This is a genomic window from Sphingomonas leidyi (assembly GCF_011761945.1).
Classification (GTDB): domain Bacteria; phylum Pseudomonadota; class Alphaproteobacteria; order Sphingomonadales; family Sphingomonadaceae; genus Sphingomonas; species Sphingomonas leidyi.
The window spans coordinates 1564722-1585641 of the sequence record NZ_JAASQV010000001.1 but is presented as its reverse complement, the minus strand read 5'-3'; the positions used below and the strand labels follow the sequence as shown (position 1 = coordinate 1585641).

Below are 20920 nucleotides of genomic sequence, written 5' to 3'. Positions count from 1 at the left end.
ACGCGCCAACCCCCGGACACGCCGTCCCCGCCCGGGCGGGGACGGCGGATCTGGGTCAACCCAGTCGCGCCAGCGCGGCGCTCAGCCGCTCGGCCTCGGCGGCCTTCTCGGCATGGTCGGCGCGCGCCTTTTCCACAGCCTCGGGCTTGGCCTTCTCGACGAAGCTCGGGTTGTTCAGCCGGCCCGCCAGGCCGTCGCGCTCCTTCCCGGCCGCCGCGATCGCCTTGGCGAGGCGAGTCTTCTCGGCCTCGAGGTCGACCACGTCGCCGAGCGGCACCACGAAGGTCGCTTCGTCGACGACGATCTGCAGCGAGCCGCCGGCGGGCACTTCACCCGAAGCCTGATCGACGCGCGCAAGGCGAGCGAGCGCGGCTTCCTGCCGGCCGAGGCGAGCGCTCGTCTCGGCCGCGGCATCGCGCACGAAGATCGGCAGGCGTGCGCCCGGGGGCACGTTCAGCTCGGTCCGCGCCGCACGGATCTCGCTCACCAGGCGGATCAGCCAGTCGATCTCCTGCGCGGCCGAGGGATCGAGCGCGCGGGCATCCGCCATCGGCCATTTCGCCACGATCAGCTCGTGATCGCGCGGGCCCATCTTCGACCAGAGTTCCTCGGTGATGAAGGGCATGAACGGATGGAGCATGACCAGGATCTGGTCGAGCACCCAGCCCGCCACCGCGCGCGTCTCTTCGACACCTTCTGCGCCCTCGCCCTGCAGCACCGGCTTGATCAGCTCGAGATACCAGTCGCAGAACCGGCTCCAGACGAACTGGTAGATGGCATTCGCCGCCTCGTCGAAGCGCAGGTCGGCCAGCGCCAGGTCGATCGCCTGCACCGTCGCCACCGTCTCGGCGACGATCCAGCGATTGACCGCGAGCTCGGCCGCGGGCGGCTCGAGCGTGGTCGACGCGCCGATGCCGTTCGACTGGGCGAAGCGCGCCGCGTTCCATAGCTTGGTCGCGAAGTTGCGATAGCCTTCGATCCGGCGCTCATCCATCTTGATGTCGCGGCCCTGGCTCTCCATCGCCGCCATGAAGAAGCGCAGCGCATCGGCGCCATAGCTGTCGATCAGCCCGAGCGGATTGACGACATTGCCCTTCGACTTGGACATTTTCTGCCCATCGGCCGCGCGGACGAGACCGTGGAGATACAAGGTCTTGAAGGGCACTGCTTTCATGAAATGCAAGCCCTGCATCATCATCCGCGCATCCCAGAAGAACAGGATGTCGAAGCCCGAGATCAGCACGTCGTTCGGATAGCGCCCGCCGAGCGTGGGATCGGGGTTCTCCGGCCAGCCCATCGTCGCGAAGGGCCAGAGCGCGGAGGAGAACCAGGTGTCGAGGACGTCATTGTCCTGGGTGAGCTTCACGCCCTCCCCGGCCAGCGCCTGGGCTTCGGCCTCGCTTTCTGCGACATAGATGCTGCCGTCCTCGGCGAACCATGCCGGGATCCGGTGTCCCCACCAGAGCTGGCGCGAGACGCACCAGGGCTGGATGTTCTCCATCCAGTTGAAATAGGTCTTTTCCCAGCTCTTCGGCACGATCCTGGTCGCGCCGGAGCGCACCGCCTCGATCGCCGGCCTGGCCAGCGTCGCGGCGTCGACATACCATTGGTCGGTCAGCCAGGGCTCGATCACGTCGCCGGAGCGGTCGCCGAACGGCGTCGCGATCGTGCGCGGCTCGGCGTCGTGCTCGACGCCTTCCTTGTCGACATGCGGGATCAGGAAGCCTTCTTCCTTCAGCCGCGCGATCACCTGCTTGCGCGCGTCGAACCGGTCGAGCCCGAGCAGTTCGGCGGGGATCAGCCCGTCCGATGTCTGGGTAATGCGCGCCTTTGCATCGAGCATGTTGAGCATGTCGCGCGCCTCGATCCCGGCCCGCCTGCCGACCTCGAAGTCGTTGAAGTCATGCCCCGGCGTGATCTTCACCGCGCCCGAGCCCAGCTCGGGATCGGCATGCTCGTCGGTGACGATCGGGATCAGGCGGCCGGTGATCGGCAGCCTGACCATCTTGCCGACCAGATCGGCGTAGCGCTTGTCCTCGGCGTTCACGGCGACCGCCATGTCGGCCAGCATCGTCTCGGGGCGCGTGGTGGCGACCTCGATATGGCCGGATCCGTCGGCGAGCGGATATTTCAGGTGCCAGAAGCTGCCCTTGACGTCCCTGGTCTCGACTTCGAGGTCGCTGATCGCGGTGCCCAGGCCCGGATCCCAGTTCACCAGGCGCTTGTCGCGATAGAGCAGGCCCTGCCTGTGCAGCTCGACGAACACCTTGAGAACGGCCTTGGAAAAGCCCTCGTCCATGGTGAAGCGCTCGTCGGACCAGTCCATCGAGCAGCCGAGGCGGCGGAGCTGCTGGGTGATCTCGCCGCCGCTCTCCTCCTTCCACTCCCAGACCTTGGCGACGAACTCCTCGCGCGTGAAGTCGGTGCGCTTCTGCTGCCTGAGGTTCATCTGGCGCTCGACGACCATCTGGGTCGCGATGCCGGCATGATCGGTGCCGACCACCCAGCGCGCGTCCTTGCCCTTCAGCCGCGCATGGCGGACGAGGATGTCCTGCAGCGTATTGTCGAGGGCGTGGCCGATATGGAGGCTGCCCGTCACATTGGGCGGCGGGTTGACCAGCGTCCAGGGATCGGCGCCGTCGCGCGCGGGGCGGAACAGGCCATTGGCTTCCCAATGCCGGTACCAGCGGGATTCGAGTTCGGCGGGGTCGAAGGTCTTGGGCAGTTCGGACATGCCCTGCCCTTAGCGATGTGTAGGCTATACACACAACCCATCGTCATCCCCGCTCGCACGGGGATGACGAATTGCGGATGGGTCACTTCGCCGCGGCGGTCCCCGCGTCCTGCTGCTTGCCCGTATATCGGTTCAGCCAGCCGAGCACCGTGCCATACCATTGCATCGAGTTCTTCGGCTTGAGCACCCAATGGTTCTCGTCCGGGAAGACCAGCAGCTTGGAGGGGATGTCGCGGCGCTGGAGCGCAGTGAAGGCGGCCAGGCCCTGGGTATAGGGAATGCGGAAGTCCTTCTCGCTGGTGATCACCAGCTGCGGGGTCTTCCATTTATCGACATGGTTCACCGGGTTCCACTTCTCGAACGCGGCGGGATCCTCGAAATAGGCCTTGCCGCCATGTTCCCACTCGTCGAACCACAGCTCCTCGGTCTCATAGGCCATGGCGCGGGCGTCGAACACGCCGTCATGCTGGACGATGCACTTGAACCGATCGGGCCACTGCCCCTCGATCCAGTTCATCATATAGCCGCCATATGAGGCGCCGAGCGCGCAGGCATTGTCGGCATCGAGGTACGAGAACTTGTCCGTCGCGGCCTTGAGGCCCTTTTGCAGGTCCTCGAGCGGCCAGCCGCCCCAATTGTTGCGGATCGCATCGGTGAAGGCCTGGCCATAGCCGGTGGAGCCGTGGAAATCGACTGCGACCACCGCATAGCCGGCACCGGCGAACACCGCCGGGTTCCAGCGATAGGACCAGCTGTTGTTGCTGCTGCCCTGCGGCCCGCCATGGACGATGAAGGCGATCGGTGCCTTCCCGCCCGCGGCCAGGCCGGCCGGACGCACCGAATAGCCCCAGACGGTGTCGTTGTTGGCACCGGCGAAGCTGAAGCGCTCGACCTTGGGCAGGTCGATGCCGGCCAGCTTCTCGGCGTTGACCGAGGTCAGGCGGGTGCTGGCCTTGCCCTTGAGCTGGTAGAAATCGTCCGGCGCGGTGAGGCTGTTCATCGAATAGACGATGCCGCCCTTGGTCGGCACCACCGCGGTGACGTTACCGAGCTGGGTGAGCCGGGCGACCTTGCCGGTCTGCGGGTCGACCGACCAGATCGGGTTCTCCTGCGTATCCTCGGCAGTGACGTAGATCGTCCTGGAATCCGGCGCCCAGGCGATCGAGCCGACCGAGCGGTCCCAGGCCTGGGTCAGCGCCTTGGTCTCGCCGGTGGCGAGGTTGCGCAGCTGGAGGACCTGGCGATCGGCCTCGTACGTGGCGCGCGCCATCGAGAAATAGGCGAGCCACTTGCCGTCGGGCGAGACGGTGGGAAGATTGTCCATGCCCTCGTTCGCCTTGGTGAGGTTCACCGGCGCCGAGCTGCCGTCCGCCGGCGCGGCGAAGATGTCGAGATTGGTCGACTTGGCCTCGATCCGGCCCGCCTCGCGCAGGGCGAAATAGACGGTCTTGCCGTCGGCGCTCCAGGCGACTTCCTCACCGCCGCCAAAGGGCTTGGAGGGGCTGTCGCCGATCAGGCCGCCTTCGATGGCGACTCCGTTGCCCGTCGCGCCGTCCGGGCCGAACGGCAGCACGAAGAGCTGCGAGCGCTCGCCGTTGCTCCACGTATCCCAATGGCGCACGAAGAGCTGGTCATAGGTGCGGCCAGAGCCGGCATTCGGGTCCTTCTTGACCATCGCGGGCTCCAGGCTGGGCGCACCGGGCTTGCGATCGGCCCAGACAAGCAGCTTGCTGCCGTCGGGCGAAACCTTGAAGCCGTTGAACCCGCCCGGGATATGCGTGAGCCGAGTCGCGGTGCCGCCGGTGATCGCGATGCCCCAGACGGCGTCCTCGCCGCCCTTGTCCGACTGGAACCAGACGGTCTTGCCGTCAGCGGAGAATTGCGGGCTGGTTTCGTTGACATCGGCTTCGGCAACGAGCTTCTCGGGCTTGGCGCCCTTCACGGTGAGGTCGAGGCGCCAAAGGTCGTAGCGGCCCCGGTTGGCGGCGAGATCGGTCTCGCGCTGCTGCCAGACCAGCCAATGGCCGTCGGGCGAAACTGCGGGGGCACCGACGCGCGACAGGGTGGCGACGTCCTGGATGGTGAGGTCACGCGCCAGCGCGGGCGCAGCGGTGGAAGCGAGCGCGACGCCCGCGAGCAGGATGTGCTTCATGCCGGCTACGATAGCCGGAAGGTTGCAGGCGTTACAATCGTCCGCACGCGCGACGGGCGGCCATTTTCGGCACCCCGGCGTTCGCCGGGGCGGGTGCCATGCGCCGAAATGGAAGACGGGCTTATTGCCGCCCGGTGATTCGCGAAATCTCGCGTGCGACCATTTCCTCCACCAGCCGCGGCAGATTGGCGTCGAGCCAGTCGCGCAGCATCGGCTTCAGCATCTCGCGCACCATGCCCTCGAGCGTGTCGGTGCCGGTCACCTCCGGCTTGACCACCATCCGCGACAGCGCTTCGAGCGGGCCGCGAGTCGCTTCGGCGGCACGATCGGACAGGATCGGGTCGGCGGGCTGCTCGGCAGCTCCCTTCGGGGCGGCTTCGGGCGGCGTCGGGGAACCCATCGACATCGGGGTCGGCGTCTCCACTCTGTCTTCGTCGACCGGCTGGCTCAGCTCGAGCACTTCGTCGATGGCGGCGGATTTCTCCGCCACCGTCGCCGCACGTCCGCCGCGGCGCGCACGCGTCGCGATGGCAGCATCGCCTTCCTCGGCGATGATGCGCTTGATGGAGGAAAGAATCTCCTCCATCGACGGCTCGCTACTGATGTCCCCCATCAACCGGCTACTCCTGAAAGCCCCGGAGGCGCGTCATCAGGGATTTTTACGGTTAATGTCAACAGGCCGCGTCGCATCGTCGCGCTGAAGCACGGGATCGAGCGAGGTGGTGGTGACGGCCGGCGTCTGCGCGGGAGTCTGGTTGGTGCGGGTGCCCACCGGCTGCGGTTCGGGATCGTCGTTGCGATCCGACCAGCGATTCTTCACGCGCTTGTAGTTGACGTCCGGATCGTAGAGCGGCCCGCCGTCAAGGTTAAGATCGCGTGCCTCGGCCCGGCCCATCGCCGCCAGCAGCGTGAAGCCGGCGACATAGGCGTCGCGCTCGGCGGTGACGTAATTGACCTGGCTGGTCAGCAGTTCCTGCTCGGCGTTCAAGATGTCGAGGATCGTACGGGTGCCGACGCTGTTCTCGGCGCGGACGCCTTCCAGGCTCAGCTTGTTGGCATCCACGGCGACCCGCGACGATTCGATCACGCGCAACGCCGACTGGTAGTTGGCATAGGCGGAGCGCACCTGGGCGATCACGCCGCGCTCGGTGAGCGTCACCGTCTCCAGCGCCGAGGCCCGGCGCGCCTGGGCCTGGCGAACCTGCGCCGCCGGAAGCCCGCCCTGGAAGACCGGCAGCGTCAACTGCGCGCCGATGGTGTTCGAGATGCCGTTGGGGTTCTGGCCGCCCAGCGTACGCGCTTCTTCGCTGAGCGAGCCCAGGTAATTATAGTAGCTGGAGCCGGCGGTCAGCGAGACCTGCGGCGAACGACTGGCCCTGGCTGCCTTCACGTCGAACGCAGTCGCGTCGCGCTGCTTCTGCGCCGCCTCGAGATTGGGATTGTTGCTGATCGCGGCCTGTTCCGCATCCTGCACGTCGCCCGGCAGATTCGGCAGCGCCGGCGGTTGGGCGAGCACGCCCGGGGGGGCGCCGACGACGCGGATGTAATTCTCGCGCGAGCCGATCAGCCCGGCCTCGGCAGTGCGCAGCTGGCTCTGGGCGAGCGCGAGACGCGCTTCGGACTGCGCGACGTCGGTGCGCGTGAGATCGCCCACTTCGAACCGATCGCGGGTCGCCTGGAGGTTGACCTCGAGAACATGGACGTTCTGCTGGTTGAGGCGGACGATCGCCTCGAAGCGCAGCACGTCGACATAGGCGGTCACCGCATCGGTGAAGAGCTGCGCTTCGATACCACGCAGGCTGGCATGGCCAGCATCGACGCGAGTCTCCGCCGCACGAACCGAATTGCGCACTCCGCCGCCCGAATAGATCGGCACCGAAAGATTGAGGCCCAGGCGGGCGGTCCGAGTCGGGCCGGCAAGCGGGCCGGCAAGCGCGTCGCTATTATAGATGCTGTCGCTCAGCGAACCCGTGCCGTTCACGCCGGGACGGCCGGCGGCCCTGGCGATCGGCACGTTCTCGTCATTGGCGCGCTGGTTGGCGCGCTCCGACTGAAGGCCCGGATTGGTGTTGTAGGCAAGCACCAGCGCGTCGCGCAGCGTGGTGGTCGGCTGCGCGGTCTGGCCCGGTGCGCCGGTGCCCACCCCCTGCACGGGAGTGTCGGTGCCGGCACGCGTCGTCGTGGTCTGCGCGGCGGCAGGCACGGCGATCGCGACAAGGCTGGCGCCCAGAAACAGAGAGGAAATTCGCATGAGCCTCTTTCAGATCAGAATTGAAAGGTTCGTAGGCGCTCGAAACCAGGAAGAACTGCACATTCGATATCGGCGAAATCGACGAGGCCGAAGCCCCCTTCGGTGCGACGGCCCGCCGCAAGGCGCGTCACGCCGCGATCCAGGAGGCCGGTCACCACCCGCCCGTCGGGCGCGAGCTGATCGAGCAGTGCGGCGGGAAGCGCCTCGATCGCGCCGTCGACGACGAGCAGGTCATAGGGGCCTTGCGCGGCATGGCCGGCGGCGAGCGGCCCCTCGACCAGCTCGACATTGGCATAGGCGGCGAGCGCGGTGCGCGCGAGCGCCGAGAGGCCGGGCTCCTCCTCCACCGCCACCACCGAACCGGCGAGACCGGCGAGCAGGGCTGCCGCATAGCCGCCCGCGGCGCCGATCAGCAGCACCTTGTCGGTCGGGCGGATTTCGGCGGCGGTGAGCAACCGCCCCGTGGCGAGCGGCAGGTTGTGGCTGCGCCCCCCGGCGAGCGGCAGCAGCGTGTCGCGATAGGCGATCGCGCGATGCGCCTCGGGAAGGAAGTCCTCGCGCGGCAGGCGCGCCATCGCCTCGACCACGCGAGCGTCGTTGACCGCGTTGGTGCGCAGCTGGCTGGCGACCATCGCATGGCGCATCACATCGAAGCGGTTCGCCTCGGCAGGCGCGGAATCTACCGTAAGAGCCATCATTACCCCGGCTATCTGGCACAACCGTGTTAGCTGTGCAATACACTGATTATGTAGGGCGGCTTGTATCCCCTTCGCAACCCTTCGCCAAGCAATGCGCGCAGCTATTTTTGCACTGCAATGTTGACATGTCGGCAGCAGCCTGCGCATTGCCGCCGCTCGCTCCGAGGCCCGATGGCGGAGTGGTGACGCAGAGGACTGCAAATCCTTGCACGCCGGTTCGATTCCGGCTCGGGCCTCCACTTCTTCTTGCGGCATCACCACCTCATTGCCCGCGTCCCGGCGCCGGCATTCCCGCCGCATGTGTGTCTTTCCCGCAACTCATCGATCGAATCGCACGGGCCATCGACACCATACCGGCCCGGATGCGGAACAAATCGCGATTCATTGCCGTTGGTCCCCCGATTATCGGGAGACGAGGCATGTATGATTTCGGCATCCGACACGCCCTAACCGGCTATCGCGTCGCGTACCGTCCGGAGCAGGAGAATTACTGTCCGGGCTGTGGCAGGTCGCATTGGGTGATCGGCCGGCTCACGGCGGAATGTGCCTTCTGCGCCACTGCCCTGCCGCTGATGGTGGGCGGGAGCACTGGCAGCGGGCTGATCCGTCAGCGGGGCGTGACGGCACTCGCCGCCTGAACCCGCTGCCGGCGCGCGTGCTTTCGCGGGCCGGCGCTCCGCGACTTTCCCTGTCGGGCGGATCGCGCGGGCTGTTGCCGCCGCCGTCGCGGGCGAGGCGCCTTGGGCTTGCAGCATGGCGACGAGCCGCTATGCCGCCGCTATGACCGGCGCTCAACTCACGCTCTACAATTCGCTGACCCGCGGGCTGGAAGCTTTCCAGCCGCTCGATCCCGAGCGCGGCGTGCGCGTCTATTCCTGCGGGCCGACGGTCTACAACTACGCCCATCTCGGCAATCTGCGCGCCTATGTGTTCACCGATACGCTGAGCCGCGTGCTGACCTGGAAGGGATATGCCCTCACGCATGTGATCAATATCACCGATGTCGGCCATCTGACGTCCGATGCCGATGTCGGCGACGACAAGATGGAGGCGGCGGCCCGTGCCCAGGCGAAGAGCATCTGGGACATCGCGGCGCACTATACGGCGGCGTTCAAGCAGAACATCGCCGACCTCAACATCCGCCAGCCCTCGCGCTGGTCGGTCGCGACCGACCACATCGCCGAGATGATCGACTTCGCCGAGAAGATCGCGCCCGAGCATTGCTACGCGCTCGATTCGGGCCTGTATTTCGACGTGACCACCGTGCCCGATTATGGCCGCCTGGCCGGCAATCAGGACGACGCCGCCGAGGGGCGGATCGATCCGGTGGCCGGCAAGCGTCACCCGCAGGATTTCGCCATCTGGCGCAAGTCGCCGCCGGGCGAGCAGCGCCAGATGGAATGGGACAGCCCCTGGGGCAAGGGGGCGCCGGGCTGGCACCTCGAATGCTCGGTGATGAGCATCAAGTATCTGGGAGCGCCGTTCGACATCCATACCGGCGGCATCGATCACCGCGAAATCCACCACCCCAACGAGATCGCGCAGAACCAGGCCTTTTGCGGGTGCGGCGATTCGGGTGCGCATTTCTGGATGCACAACAACTTCCTGGTGGATCGCCAGGGGAAGATGAGCAAGTCCAAGGGCGGCTTCACAACGCTCCAGTCGTTGATCGACGCCGGCGTGCATCCTCTCGCCTATCGCTTGATGTGCCTTTCCGCCCAGTATCGCAGCGAGCTGGAATTCTCGGCCGAGAACCTGGCGGCGGCGCTGACCCGGCTGAAGCGGCTCGTGATGACCGTGACTGCCCTCAAGGCCCGGGCCGAAGGCGAAGGCATTGCGCCGGAGGCCTGGCTCGCTCGGCTCGACGAGGCGGTATCGGACGATCTCAACACGCCCAGGGCGCTGCCGGCGCTCGACGACCTCCTCGCCGAGAAGAAGCTGTCGCCCGCGGATCGCCTGGCCGGCCTGGCGGCATTCGACGCGGTGCTGGGCCTGCGGCTGCTCGACCTGACTCGCGAGGCGCTCCGCATGCGGCCCGTGAGCGCCACGATCACCGTGCAGGAGATCGAGGACCGGCTGGTCGAGCGCAAGGAAGCGCGGCTGGTGAAGGATTTCCAGCGTTCCGACACGATCCGCGACGAACTCGCCGCCGCCGGCGTGGAAGTGATGGACGGCGACGCGCTGGGCTGGGACTGGAAACCGGTGCTCGGCGAATAGGCGGGCGCAACTAAGGCCTTTGAACCCGGGCCGGCCACGCGCTAGCCTTTGATCCATGAAGGCCGTACTCCCCGCCCTCGCCCGCCCGCTGGTGGAGCCGCAGCTCCCGCCGGGGCTCGACGTCCATTGGTTCATGAGCACCGACGAAGCGGTCGCGCTCGTCGCGGATGCGGACATCGGCTGGCTCGACAACAACGATCCGCGCGAATGGGCGCGCGCCGTGGCGGCTGCGAGCAGGCTGCAATGGCTGTCGACCATCTATGCCGGGCTCGATGCGCTCGATACGAACCTGTTGCGGACGCGCGGCACGCGCGTGACCAACGGCAGCGGCGTCAATGCGCATACCGTCGCCGAATATGCCGTGATGGGGGCGCTGGTCGCGGCCAAGCGCTTCGACCAGGTGGTCCGCGCCGCGGATCGCCACGAATGGCCGACCGATGCGCCCGGCAAGCTCGAACTGTTCGAGAGCAAGGCGCTGGTGATCGGCTATGGCACGATCGGGCGGCTGATCGGCGAACGCCTCGCAGCCTTCGGCGTCGAGGTGACCGGCGTCACCCGTTCCGGCGCTGCAGGTACGGTGGGCCCGGATGCCTGGCGCGCGCTGTTGCCCGAAACCGACTGGGTGTTCCTCGCCGCGCCCGCCACCCCCCAGAGCCGGGCGATGATCGGCGCCGAGGAACTGGCCGCGATGAAACCCTCGGCCTGGATCGTGAATGTCGGCCGCGGCGAGCTGATCGACCAGGATGCGCTGATCGAGGCCTGCGCCAGGCGGCGTATCGGCGGCGCCTTTCTCGATACGGTGACGCCCGAGCCGCTACCGCCCGAACATCCCTTGTGGAGCACGGCGAACGTCATCCATTCGATGCACCTCTCCGGCCGCAGCCAGACGCGGATGTTCCTGCGCGCCGCCGCGCTGTTCGTCGAGAATGCCCGGGCATTTGCGGAAGGGCGCCCGCTCAGGAACGAAGTCGACCTCGCCGCGGGATATTGAAACCTCCCTGCCCCTCCGAGTTTCGCTTGCATCGGGCGCCGTGCGGCGATTAGTTAGGCAAATGCCTAATCAAATCGACGCCGCATTCGCTGCCCTGGCCGACCCCACCCGCCGCGTGGTCGTCGAGCGGCTTGGCGACGGTCCGGCCAGCGTGAGCGCGCTCGCCGCCGGCTTCACCATGGCGATGCCGAGCTTCCTGCAGCACATCCGCCTGCTCGAGGGCGCCGGCCTGGTGCGCACCGCGAAGCAGGGCCGGGTACGCACCTGCACGCTGGAGCCGCTTGCCCTCGCCGCGGTGGAGCAATGGATCGTCGAGCGCCGCCGCACGACCGAGGCGCGCTACGACCGCCTCGCCCATTTCCTCGACGCGCAGGACAAGGAGAACGACCATGGCTGAAGCCGTCCACGACAAGTTCGTCATCGAGCGCCGTTTCAGGCAGGCCCCCGCCAGGGTGTTCGCCGCCTTCGCCACCGAAGAGGGCAAGGCGCGCTGGTTCTCGGGGCCGAACGAGGCCTGGGAAATGGTCGATCGCCACTTCGATTTCCGGGTGGGCGGCACCGAGCACCTGGAAGGCCGCTGGAAGAGCGGCACGGTCACGCGCTTCGACTGTTCCTATCACGACATCGTGCCGGATGGCCGCATCGTCTATGCCTATCGCATGAAGCTGAACGGCAAGCCGATCTCGGTGAACCTCTGCTCGATCGAGTTGCTGCCCGATGGCGACGGCACCCGCCTGCTCCACACCGAGCACGGCATCTATCTGGACGGCTATGAAGACAATGGGTCCCGCTTCCACGGGATCGGCCTTCAGTACGACAAGCTGGCCGAGACATTGCCGGGCTGACGGCTTCGTTGCGTCAGGGCGGGCATTCGTCGCGGAACGCTATGCTCGCCGCGCTCCGCACGCGAGCACGGCCTCCGTCCCTTCCCCGGGTTCAGGAGGACCGCCATGCCCGTTGCCGCTCGCCCCATCGTCTTCGCGCCCGCCTTGCTGCTCGCTGCGACCGCCTGTTTCGCCGGCGCCTCGGACAAGGCCGCCGCCAATGCCTCCGAAGCGGGGGCCGCGCCGGCGCAGCAGGGCGCCTCCATCACCGGCGACGTCCAGGCGCCGGCGGGCGCGCGGATGGAAGGTGGCAAGGTCGTCGCCTGCTCCTCGCCCTATCAGAGCTGCAAGACCAAGATCGAGGCGCCACTGCGGCAGGCCGGCGGCTCGAGCTGGGCCTATGAACTCAAGCTGCCCGATCGCGGGCCATGGCAGCTCATCGCATGGCAGGATGCGGATGGCGACGACGAAGCCTCTCCGGGCGATTATCTGGGCATTGCCCGCGACGGCGCCGAGATCTCGGCGCCGGCCAGTGCGGTGCGCATCGCGGTGAAGCTGGTCGCGGGAGACCAGGCGGCCGCCAAGGCTTCCAACGGCGACATTCCGGGGCTGGCGGGAAGCTGGTCGCAGTCCTCGACTGCCACGGAACTGGTGATCGGTTCCAAGATCAAGTTCCAGCCGAGCATGGCGACCGGCTATGGCACCAATCTGGGCGGCACCTTCGGCCCCGGATCGGCGACCAACACCACGATCGTGACCGAGTCCATGCCGGTGACCGTGCGGCGCCAGATGACCCTCGTCATCCGCCGGGACGGCACCTTCACCTGGCGGATCACCAAGATCCAGCCGGAAGGCAAGAGCTGCACCAAGACGATCAATCAGGAGAAGCTGGGCCGCATCCAGACGGCGGGCGGCAAGATGACCTTTGCGATCCAGGGCGGCAACGAGAGCTGGAGCGGGTGCGGCAAGGGCGGCTCGGGGACGATCTCGCCGCGTAGCGAGACATATGGCTACAGCAATGCAGGCGGCGGCCTGCGGTTGACCGGCCCGGGCGGCGTGAACTGGGCGTTCCGCCGCGGTTGAGCGATTTACCCTGGCGGGGAAATTTTTCGCTTGCACGATTTTACCCCGCCGGGGTAAGCCGTTCGGGCTATGACGACACTTGCAGGCACCAAGATTCGCCGCTTCCGCGAGGAACGCTCTCTTACCCGCGCCGCGTTCGGCGCGTGGTTCGATATTCCGGGCTCCACGGTCCAGGGCTGGGAGAAGGACGGCAAGCGCGCGAACGCCAAGGTGATGAACCTGATCGCCGCGCACGGCATCGCCGGCGCCGCCGACTGGAACGTCACCGTGCGCGATGCGGAGAACGACATGCATGCGAGCTGGAGCCCGTCGAGCTGGAAGGCGGCGGAGGCCCGCCAGCTGCCCAATTACCCCGATCAGGGCGCACTCGATGCAGCGACGACGCAGCTCACTTCCTTCCCGCCCCTGGTCTTCGCCGGCGAAGCGCGCGAGCTGACCAGCGAACTGGCCAAGGTTTCGCGCGGCGAGGCATTCCTTCTCCAGGGCGGCGACTGCGCCGAGAGCTTTGCCGAGTTCCACCCGAACAACATCCGCGACACGTTCCGCGTCATCCTCCAGATGGCGGTGGTGCTGACCTTCGCCTCGAAGCTGCCGACGGTGAAGCTCGGGCGCATGGCCGGCCAGTTCGCCAAGCCGCGTTCCGCCGATACCGAGACGATCGGCGGGGTGGAACTGCCCAGCTATCGCGGCGATAACGTCAACGACATCGCCTTCACGCCCGAGGGTCGCACGCCCGATCCGCAGCGGATGCTGCAGGGGTATTCGCAGTCCGCGGCGACGCTCAACCTGCTGCGCGCCTTTGCGCAGGGCGGCTATGCCAATCTGCACCAGGTCCACAAATGGACCCACGACTTCATGGGCCGCAGCCCCTGGGCCAAGAAATATGCCGATCTGGCCGACCGGATCGGGGAAGCGCTCGACTTCATGGCCGCCTGCGGCATCGATGCGGACAGCGTGCCGCAGCTCAAGGCGACCAATTTCTATACCAGCCACGAAGCGCTGCTCCTGCCCTATGAGGAAGCGCTCACGCGCCAGGACAGCCTCACCGGCGACTGGTACGACACCAGCGCGCACTTCCTCTGGATCGGCGACCGCACCCGCTTCGAAGGCTCGGCGCATGTCGAGTTCCTGCGCGGCATCGGCAATCCGATCGGGATGAAGTGCGGCCCCAGCCTCGAGCCCGACGCATTGCTGCGCCTGCTCGACGCACTCAACCCCAGCCGCACGCCGGGGCGGATGACGCTGATCACGCGATATGGCCATGACAAGATCGAGGCCGGCCTGCCCAAGCTGGTTCGCGCGGTGAAGCGCGAGGGACATCCGGTGGTGTGGAGCTGCGATCCGATGCACGGCAACGTGATCAAGGCGGCCAATGGCTACAAGACCCGCCCGTTCGAGCGAATCCTCGCCGAAGTGCGCGGCTTCTTCGCGGTGCATCGCGCCGAAGGCACCTTCGCCGGCGGCATCCATGCGGAGATGACGGGGCAGAACGTCACCGAATGCACCGGCGGTGCGATCGACATCACCGAACAGGGCCTCGCCGATCGCTACCACACCCATTGCGATCCACGTCTCAATGCGGGACAGAGCCTGGAACTTGCCTTCCTGTTGGCTGAAATGCTCAACGAGGAAATGGCGGAACGCCGCAAGGCCGCCGCTTGATCAATTGTTGCGGAACACATCCGTAATTTAGCGGATTTACATCGCTGTCAGCATCTTGGATGGACTGCGCTTTACGCGGAGTTTTAGTTGGCAACGGTGAGGGAGCGTCTGCCAGAGAACTGGGCTGCGTCGGTACGTCCGGCGCTAATGCTGTTTGCGGGCGCCTTGATCGGTTGCATTAGCTGGGCCCTGTGGCATCGCTTCACCGGCAGGAATCCTCCGATCGGCATCGCCATCGGAGTTTCGGTCAGCGGACTGATCCTGAGCAGCACCCGGCTCTGGCCGCTGCTCGCGATCGCCGTGCTCGCCACATATGAGATATTCGAGCCCCAATATCCGCTGGTGGCCAAGCTCGCCGCGGCGATGGGCCTGGCATTCGGCGCGCTGCTGACGGCATCGATCATCCGGCGTCGCGGCGTCCGGCCCACCGAATTGCTCGATCCGCGCTCGATCCTGTGGGTATTCGTCGCGGCGTTGGCCGGATCGCTGCTGGCGGCAGGGATCGTCGCACTCGGCACCATCGCGGCAGGGCGGCCGACCATCTTCGTCGAGAAGTTCGCACAACAGGGGCTCGGCATGATCCTGGCGGCGCCGTTCGTGCTCGTCTGGGCGACGCCGCTGCGCGAACGCTGGTCGGCCCTTCGATGGGCCGGCTTCGTCGTCACCATGCTCCTCTGCGGAATCGTGACGACGGCCGTCTTCCTGCTTCCGCGCGAGGATCCCGTGGCCTGGGCGATCTTCCCGCCGCTCGTGCTTGCCGCCCTGGGCTGGCACCTGCGGGGCGCGACTACCGCCATGGCCATCTGCGCGGTGATCGTGCTGTTGAGCACCGAGATCGCCACCGGGCCGTTCGCGCTCGCTGCGCCCGGGAATCGCGTGCTGCTGGCGCAGATGTTCGTGGCGGTCACCTGCGCGACCATCGTCCTGCTCGCCGCCCATGCGGACGAGCGCCACGCCGAGGACAAGCTCCGCATCGCCGCCAGGCGGATCGAGGTTTCGCGGCGCAACCTCACCAACATGGCGCGCGACGCCGCCACCGCGGTGGCGATCCTCGACCGGGACATGCGCTATGTCGCCACCTCGCAGCGCTATGTCGCCGATCATCGCCTGCCCGAGGGCACGGCGCTCGAGGGGCGCAGCCACTTCGAGGTCTTTCCCGATTGCTCCCCCGAGCGCCGCGCGATGCTCGCGCGCGTGCTCGACGGCGAGCAGCTCTCGGGCTACGGCGATCCGCTGCGGCATCCCGATGGCAGCGTCGATTATGTGCGCTGGAGCCACCGCCCCTGGTATGACGAGGACGATCGCATTGCCGGCATCGTGCTGGCGAGCGAGATCGTCACCGCCGAGATGGAGGCGCGCCGCAAGCTGGAAGAGGCCGAGCGCCGCTATCGCGCCGTGTTCGAGCAGGCCGGGGTCGGCGTGGGCCGGCTCTCGCTTCAAGGCGTGTTCCTCGAAGTCAATGATCGGATCTGCGAGCTCACCGGCCATCCTCGCGAAGCGCTGATCGGCGAAAGCTGCCGCAAGACCAGCACTGCCGAGGAGTGGCCCGCGACGATGGACGGGATCCAGGCGCTCGCGCGCGGCGAGGTTGCCTATTATTCCGACGATCGCATGGTGGTGACGCATGAAGGCGCGCTGCGCCCCGTGCATTGCACCGCCAACCTCGTCCGCTCCGGCGACGGCACCGAAGACTATATCGCCGTCGTGCTCCAGGATATCTCGCCGCGCATCGCCGCGCAGCGCGCGCTGGAGGAGAGCGAGAAGCTGCTCCGGCTTGCCCAGGAAGCCGCCGGCGTGGGGGTGTGGGAGATCGACCTGGTGCGCGGCGGCTCGCGGCACTCCCCGCAGAGCGCGCGCCTGTTCGGCCTGGAATGGCACGAGGGCGAGTATCGCATGGCCGATGTCGCCGATCGGCTCGGCCCGGAACAGGTCGCCGAACTGCGCCGGGCGATCGGCAGCGCCAGGCGGGTCAAGGGCCCGCTCGACATGACGCTGCGGCTGGCAATGCCCGATGGGGAGGCGCGCTGGGTGACGCTGCAGGGCCGCTACGACCCGCATGACGGCCAGCCGCGGCTGCTCGGCCTGGTGATCGACATCACGCACGACATGGAAGCCGATGCCCAGTTGCGCGAAGTGCACGAGAAGCTGCTCCGCCTCGCCCGGCTGAACGCCATGGGGGCAATGGCCTCGACGCTGGCGCACGAGCTCAACCAGCCGCTCGCGGCGATCACCAACTATATCGAGGCTTGCCGCTATCTCACGCGTTCGCGCGGCGAGCCGGACCACGACATCCTCGATGCGCTCGATCATGCGCGGGTGCAGGCGCTGCGAGCCGGCGACATCATCCGCAAGATCCGCTCCTTCACGGTGAGCGGCGAGATCGTCCAGGCAAGCTTCGACCTGAACGCGGTGATCTATTCGGCCAGTGCGGCGGTGCGGCAGCTCAAGATAGCGCAGGGCGCGCGGATCGACTGCGATTTCGACCCCGCGCCCGCCAATCTGATCGGCGACGCCCTCCAGATCGAACAGGTGCTGAGCAATCTGATCCGCAACGGCGTGGAGGCGACGACGGGTCGCGCCCGGCGCGAAGTGAGCGTGACCACCCGCGTCGGGCCGGAGGAAGTCGTCGTCCAGATCGCCGATAGCGGCGCCGGCCTCAGCGAAGCGATGCTCGACAATCTGTTCGAGCCCTTCCGCACCACGAAGGAGAGCGGCACCGGGCTCGGCCTGCCGATCTGCCGTACGATCGTCGAGGCGCATGGCGGGCGGCTCTGGGCCGAGAACGGCCCGGGCGGCGGGGCGATCTTCAGCTTCGCGCTGCCGATCGCGGAGACGCGCGAAACCGCCCCGCTCCATGACGAAACATACTGAAACACCCCTGCAAGACCGGCCTTCCAGGAGCGACCTCAGCCGGCGCCTTGCCCCTCTGTGCCGCCGGCTCCCCAAACTACGGGGCGGCCGGACTGCAACCTCCGGCCGCCCTGGCCTTTCTCAGCCCGGCCAAGCCCTTCTCAGCCCGGCGCGTGGCAGACCGCCTCGATGTTGAGCCCGTCGGGATCGCGCCCGCCCGCCGCCAGCGCCGCCGCATGGAAGGCATCCACCTCGGCGCGCGTGCCGGCGCGAAAGGCGATGTGCGTCCCCTCGCCCACGCGCTCATTGTCGCCGATCCAGAAAAAGGGATCGTCGCCTCTCCCGAAGCCATGGGCGGTGCCGCCCGAGCCATTCTCCTGCGCCGGCACGGTCATCAGCAGCGTGATGCCCAGCGGAGCCAGGGCGGCCGCGTAGAATTGCCTCGAGGCCTCGGCGTCCGAAACCGCGAAGCCGACATGATCGAGCACCTGCCTGTTCCTTTCTGCTCAGGGATAGAGATCGACGATCTCCGCGCCCTCGCCTTCCGCCGCCAGCAGCAGCGTGCGGTGACAATGTTCGGGATTGCGCTCGAAGCAGAGCAGCGCGCTCGGCCTTTCCGCGGCCAACGCCCGCATCATCGCCGCCTCTGCCTGCGCCTCGGGCAGATGGAGCTGCCCGGCATAGACCTGGCGCAGCGTCTTCACATCGCCCTTCTTGGCGGCATCGCGGCCGAGCTTGGGCGTGCCCAGATTCTTGAGCAGCACATAATCGATCCCCGCAGCCTTCAAGCTCGCGGCTAGGATGTTCTTGGAAAAGCCCGGCCGCCGCGAGAGCGGCACCGCGCGCACGTCGATCACCCGCTCCACCCCGGCCTTGCGCAGCGCGGCGATGAACGCGTCCATCGTCGTCGCCTCATAGCCGATGGTGAAGATCCTCATGCAGCCGCCTTCTCTCCCCGGAGCGCATGGACCGCGCCCCAGGCGATCAACGCCTGGCCGACGAAATAGGTCGGCCAGACCAGCAGCTGCGGGATCGGCGACCCCGCCAGCGGGCCCATGCGCAGGAAGATCAGCCAGTCGGAGACGAAGAACAGCAGCGCTCCCGCCGCGACCAGCGTGCCCAGCCGGCTGAGCATCGCCGAAGCGGTCATCAGCGCAAGGCCGAACACATAGACCGCGAGCAGTTCGGGATTGGGCAGCGTTCCGAACACGTACCAGGCGAACACCGCCACCGCGGCGGCGACCGGCGGGGCGATCCAATTGGCCGCAGGAATGCGGGGGTGGCGCAGGTACAGATAGCTCGCCAGCAAATGGCCGGCCATGAAGGCCACCGCGCCGGTGGTGAGCCCGTGCAGTTCGAGCAGCACATCGCCCAGCGCGCCGAGCGCCAGCACCGCACCGATCATCCGCCCGTCCTGGTTCACTGCCTTGCCGCGTGCCCAGAACGCGAGCAGGCCGACACCGGCCCCCTTCCAGACGATGGCGGCGATCCCGCCGGCCTCCAGCCAGTAATTGGCATAATAGCTTGCGCCGGCGACAAGGGCGGCGGCGAAGAGCGGTTCGATGCGGGAACGGTCCATGCCCCCTTGATGCCGCGTGACTGGCGCTCTGCCAAGCATGGCTCTATCGGAAGCCGATGCACGACATCCACATCATCGGCGGCGGCCTGGCCGGCTCGGAAGCCGCCTGGCAGCTCGCGAACAAGGGTTTCCGGGTCCGCCTCTCCGAAATGCGCGGCAGCGGCACCATGACCCCGGCGCATCAGACCGACGGGCTCGCGGAGCTGGTCTGCTCGAACAGCTTCCGTTCGGACGATGCGCAGAACAACGCCGTCGGCCTGCTCCACCAGGAGATGCGCGACCTGGGCTCGCTGATCATGGCCGAGGGCGACCGGCACAAGGTGCCCGCCGGCTCGGCCCTGGCGGTGGATCGCGACGGCTTCTCCGCGGGGGTGACCGCGGCGCTGGCGGCCCATCCGAACATCGAGATCGTCCGCGAGCGTGTGGACGCGCTGCCCGAGGCCGGGCCGACGATCGTCGCCACCGGCCCCCTCACCGCACCGGGTCTGGCCGAGAGCATCGGCACCGCGACCGGCAAGGACCAGCTCGCATTCTTCGACGCGATCGCCCCGATCGTGCATCGCGAGAGCATCGACATGGAAACCGCCTGGTTCCAGTCGCGCTGGAACAAGGTGGGACCCGGCGGCACGGGCAAGGACTATATCAACTGCCCGATGACCAAGGAGCAGTATCTCGCCTTCCATGCGGCCTTGCTCGCGGGCGAGAAGACCGAGTTCCGCGAATGGGAGAATGTCCCCTATTTCGAAGGCTGCATGCCGGTCGAGGTGATGGCCGAGCGGGGAGTCGATACCCTGCGCTTCGGGCCGATGAAGGGCGTAGGGCTCGACGATCCCAGAACCGGGCGCTGGCCCTATGCGGTGGTCCAGCTGCGGCAGGACAACGCCTCCGGCACGCTATGGAACATGGTCGGCTTCCAGACCAAGCTTAAATATGCCGAGCAAGTTGCTCTTTTCAGGACTATTCCTGGGCTTGAGAAGGCCGAGTTCGCGCGCCTTGGCGGGCTGCATCGCAATACTTTCATCAAGTCGCCCGAACTGCTCGATGGCGAACTGCGCCTGAAGAACGCCCCGCATATCCGCTTCGCTGGACAGATCACCGGCTGCGAAGGCTATGTCGAGAGCTCGGCGATCGGGCTGCTGGCGGGGCGCTTCGCGGCCGCGGAGCTGGCGGGCGAAGCGCTGGCGCCGCCACCGCGCGAAATGGCGCTGGGCGCCCTGCTCTCGCATATCACCGGAGAGGCGGAAGCCGAAACCTACCAGCCGATGAATGTCAATTTCGGGCTGTTCCCGCCGATCCCGGGCAAGACCAAGAAGGCGGACCGCAAACAGATGTATACCGGCCGCGCCCGCGAGGCGATGCAGGGCTGGATGGCTCAATCCTCGTTGTCGCCCGCTTCCTGACGCGGCGTTTCCGGCGCCTGCGCCCTCGCCGGGGCGCAGGCGCAGCGCGGCTTGGCATTGCGCTTCACCGCGGTAGTGGCGAACTCGGCGCGGGTGAGCGTGCCAGACTTGTCCTTGTCGGCGCCCTGGAAGCGCTCCACCGCCTTCACCGACCATTCCTCGAAGCTCAGCTTGCCGTCGCGATCGGTATCGAGCTTGGCGAAGAGCTTGCGGCGCAGGGCGAAATATTCGTCCTTGGCGATCGTGCCGTTCTTGTCCTTGTCGATACGGTCGAAGCGCTTCTGCTCGCGCGTCCTGGCCGTGGCGCTGGGCGGCTCGGCCGGGAGATCCTGCTCCGTTCCGGATGCAACTGCCTCTTTGGGTGCCGGAGGAAGCCTGGTTTCGGTGCTCGCACTGCCCCGGAACAGGAATAAACCAGCAACGACCAGCAACAACGCACCGCCCGCACCCACCAAATAGCGCCACATCACCTCTCTCCC

18 protein-coding genes and 1 tRNA gene are annotated in these 20920 nt (G+C 67.2%); 10 read left to right on the top strand and 9 right to left on the bottom strand.

Translation table 11 applies throughout. From position 1 onward, the window contains the following. Nucleotides 1-55: 55 nt before the first annotated feature. The 5 genes from FHR20_RS07645 to FHR20_RS07625 all read right to left on the bottom strand — a co-directional run bounded on the left by FHR20_RS07645 (nucleotide 56) and on the right by FHR20_RS07625 (nucleotide 7832). Nucleotides 56-2734 (bottom strand): valine--tRNA ligase, encoded by a 2679-nt coding sequence (locus FHR20_RS07645; RefSeq protein WP_167298927.1) that lies wholly within the window; start codon nucleotides 2732-2734, stop codon nucleotides 56-58. Between the two features lie 82 nt (nucleotides 2735-2816). Further along, nucleotides 2817-4886 carry an alpha/beta hydrolase family protein gene (locus FHR20_RS07640; protein ID WP_167298926.1) on the bottom strand — a complete coding sequence of 690 codons (2070 nt, stop codon included), beginning with the start codon at nucleotides 4884-4886 and terminating at the stop codon, nucleotides 2817-2819. A gap of 121 nt (nucleotides 4887-5007) precedes the next feature. Continuing rightward, nucleotides 5008-5499 (bottom strand): DUF2497 domain-containing protein, encoded by a 492-nt coding sequence (locus FHR20_RS07635; RefSeq protein WP_167298925.1) that lies wholly within the window; start codon nucleotides 5497-5499, stop codon nucleotides 5008-5010. Between the two features lie 36 nt (nucleotides 5500-5535). Next, nucleotides 5536-7137, bottom strand: coding sequence for a TolC family outer membrane protein (locus FHR20_RS07630; protein WP_167298924.1), 1602 nt, complete (start codon nucleotides 7135-7137; stop codon nucleotides 5536-5538). A gap of 14 nt (nucleotides 7138-7151) precedes the next feature. After that, the gene (locus FHR20_RS07625) at nucleotides 7152-7832 is read right to left on the bottom strand and encodes a protein-L-isoaspartate O-methyltransferase family protein (protein ID WP_167298923.1); all 681 of its coding nucleotides are present in this window, start codon (nucleotides 7830-7832) and stop codon (nucleotides 7152-7154) included. A gap of 168 nt (nucleotides 7833-8000) precedes the next feature. On the opposite strand from FHR20_RS07625, the gene FHR20_RS07620 reads away from it, so the two are divergent. From FHR20_RS07620 to FHR20_RS07580, 9 genes are all read left to right on the top strand, one after another. After that, a tRNA-Cys gene (locus FHR20_RS07620) sits at nucleotides 8001-8074 on the top strand. 180 nt (nucleotides 8075-8254) lie between these two features. Continuing rightward, entirely contained in the window at nucleotides 8255-8473 is a 219-nt protein-coding gene (locus tag FHR20_RS07615; RefSeq protein ID WP_167297630.1) for a hypothetical protein, read from the top strand. Nucleotides 8474-8588: 115 nt separating this feature from the next. Then, nucleotides 8589-10052 (top strand): cysteine--tRNA ligase, encoded by a 1464-nt coding sequence (gene cysS, locus FHR20_RS07610; RefSeq protein WP_167298922.1) that lies wholly within the window; start codon nucleotides 8589-8591, stop codon nucleotides 10050-10052. Nucleotides 10053-10107: 55 nt separating this feature from the next. Continuing rightward, nucleotides 10108-11043, top strand: a complete 936-nt coding sequence (locus FHR20_RS07605) for an NAD(P)-dependent oxidoreductase (RefSeq protein WP_167298921.1) — start codon at nucleotides 10108-10110, stop codon at nucleotides 11041-11043. A 61-nt stretch (nucleotides 11044-11104) separates the two neighbouring features. Beyond that, the gene (locus FHR20_RS07600) at nucleotides 11105-11440 is read left to right on the top strand and encodes an ArsR/SmtB family transcription factor (protein WP_167298920.1); all 336 of its coding nucleotides are present in this window, start codon (nucleotides 11105-11107) and stop codon (nucleotides 11438-11440) included. Next, entirely contained in the window at nucleotides 11433-11888 is a 456-nt protein-coding gene (locus FHR20_RS07595; RefSeq protein ID WP_167298919.1) for an SRPBCC family protein, read from the top strand. The genes FHR20_RS07600 and FHR20_RS07595 overlap by 8 nt, the downstream gene beginning before the upstream one ends. Nucleotides 11889-11993: 105 nt before the next feature. Continuing rightward, the gene (locus FHR20_RS07590; RefSeq protein WP_167298918.1) at nucleotides 11994-12950 is read left to right on the top strand and encodes a hypothetical protein; all 957 of its coding nucleotides are present in this window, start codon (nucleotides 11994-11996) and stop codon (nucleotides 12948-12950) included. Nucleotides 12951-13238: 288 nt separating this feature from the next. Next, nucleotides 13239-14612 (top strand): class II 3-deoxy-7-phosphoheptulonate synthase, encoded by a 1374-nt coding sequence (locus FHR20_RS07585; RefSeq protein ID WP_167299422.1) that lies wholly within the window; start codon nucleotides 13239-13241, stop codon nucleotides 14610-14612. A gap of 147 nt (nucleotides 14613-14759) precedes the next feature. Next, entirely contained in the window at nucleotides 14760-17483 is a 2724-nt protein-coding gene (locus FHR20_RS07580) for a PAS domain S-box protein (protein ID WP_279589392.1), read from the top strand. Between the two features lie 140 nt (nucleotides 17484-17623). Here the strand turns inward: FHR20_RS07580 and FHR20_RS07575 are convergent, their stop codons facing one another. The 3 genes from FHR20_RS07575 to FHR20_RS07565 are packed head-to-tail and all read right to left on the bottom strand — an operon-like array spanning nucleotide 17624 to nucleotide 19041. Next, nucleotides 17624-17950: a VOC family protein gene (locus FHR20_RS07575; protein ID WP_167298916.1), complete on the bottom strand. Its 327-nt coding sequence runs from the start codon at nucleotides 17948-17950 to the stop codon at nucleotides 17624-17626. An 18-nt stretch (nucleotides 17951-17968) separates the two neighbouring features. Further along, nucleotides 17969-18400: a DUF488 domain-containing protein gene (locus FHR20_RS07570; RefSeq protein WP_167298915.1), complete on the bottom strand. Its 432-nt coding sequence runs from the start codon at nucleotides 18398-18400 to the stop codon at nucleotides 17969-17971. Beyond that, complete coding sequence (locus tag FHR20_RS07565; RefSeq protein WP_167298914.1) at nucleotides 18397-19041, bottom strand: lysoplasmalogenase family protein; 645 nt, start codon at nucleotides 19039-19041, stop codon at nucleotides 18397-18399. Before FHR20_RS07565 ends, FHR20_RS07570 begins: the two co-directional genes overlap by 4 nt. Before the next feature lie 56 nt (nucleotides 19042-19097). Here FHR20_RS07565 and trmFO point away from each other — a divergent pair, with 56 nt between their 5' ends. Beyond that, nucleotides 19098-20441: a methylenetetrahydrofolate--tRNA-(uracil(54)-C(5))-methyltransferase (FADH(2)-oxidizing) TrmFO gene (gene trmFO, locus FHR20_RS07560; RefSeq protein ID WP_167298913.1), complete on the top strand. Its 1344-nt coding sequence runs from the start codon at nucleotides 19098-19100 to the stop codon at nucleotides 20439-20441. Here trmFO and FHR20_RS07555 read toward each other — a convergent pair. After that, the gene (locus FHR20_RS07555; protein ID WP_167298912.1) at nucleotides 20414-20908 is read right to left on the bottom strand and encodes an EF-hand domain-containing protein; all 495 of its coding nucleotides are present in this window, start codon (nucleotides 20906-20908) and stop codon (nucleotides 20414-20416) included. The genes trmFO and FHR20_RS07555 overlap by 28 nt on opposite strands. Nucleotides 20909-20920: the final 12 nt, after the last annotated feature.

Coding starts and splice junctions, on each gene's coding strand:
- FHR20_RS07565 (WP_167298914.1), bottom strand. CDS start 19,041: ATGGACCGTTCCCGCATCGAACCGCTCTTCGCCGCCGCCCTTGTCGCC.
- FHR20_RS07585 (WP_167299422.1), top strand. CDS start 13,239: ATGCATGCGAGCTGGAGCCCGTCGAGCTGGAAGGCGGCGGAGGCCCGC.
- cysS (WP_167298922.1), top strand. CDS start 8,589: ATGGCGACGAGCCGCTATGCCGCCGCTATGACCGGCGCTCAACTCACG.
- FHR20_RS07640 (WP_167298926.1), bottom strand. CDS start 4,886: ATGAAGCACATCCTGCTCGCGGGCGTCGCGCTCGCTTCCACCGCTGCG.
- FHR20_RS07590 (WP_167298918.1), top strand. CDS start 11,994: ATGCCCGTTGCCGCTCGCCCCATCGTCTTCGCGCCCGCCTTGCTGCTC.
- FHR20_RS07605 (WP_167298921.1), top strand. CDS start 10,108: ATGAAGGCCGTACTCCCCGCCCTCGCCCGCCCGCTGGTGGAGCCGCAG.
- FHR20_RS07645 (WP_167298927.1), bottom strand. CDS start 2,734: ATGTCCGAACTGCCCAAGACCTTCGACCCCGCCGAACTCGAATCCCGC.
- trmFO (WP_167298913.1), top strand. CDS start 19,098: ATGCACGACATCCACATCATCGGCGGCGGCCTGGCCGGCTCGGAAGCC.
- FHR20_RS07600 (WP_167298920.1), top strand. CDS start 11,105: ATGCCTAATCAAATCGACGCCGCATTCGCTGCCCTGGCCGACCCCACC.
- FHR20_RS07570 (WP_167298915.1), bottom strand. CDS start 18,400: ATGAGGATCTTCACCATCGGCTATGAGGCGACGACGATGGACGCGTTC.
- FHR20_RS07630 (WP_167298924.1), bottom strand. CDS start 7,137: ATGCGAATTTCCTCTCTGTTTCTGGGCGCCAGCCTTGTCGCGATCGCC.
- FHR20_RS07595 (WP_167298919.1), top strand. CDS start 11,433: ATGGCTGAAGCCGTCCACGACAAGTTCGTCATCGAGCGCCGTTTCAGG.
- FHR20_RS07635 (WP_167298925.1), bottom strand. CDS start 5,499: ATGGGGGACATCAGTAGCGAGCCGTCGATGGAGGAGATTCTTTCCTCC.
- FHR20_RS07615 (WP_167297630.1), top strand. CDS start 8,255: ATGTATGATTTCGGCATCCGACACGCCCTAACCGGCTATCGCGTCGCG.
- FHR20_RS07555 (WP_167298912.1), bottom strand. CDS start 20,908: ATGTGGCGCTATTTGGTGGGTGCGGGCGGTGCGTTGTTGCTGGTCGTT.
- FHR20_RS07580 (WP_279589392.1), top strand. CDS start 14,760: ATGCTGTTTGCGGGCGCCTTGATCGGTTGCATTAGCTGGGCCCTGTGG.
- FHR20_RS07625 (WP_167298923.1), bottom strand. CDS start 7,832: ATGGCTCTTACGGTAGATTCCGCGCCTGCCGAGGCGAACCGCTTCGAT.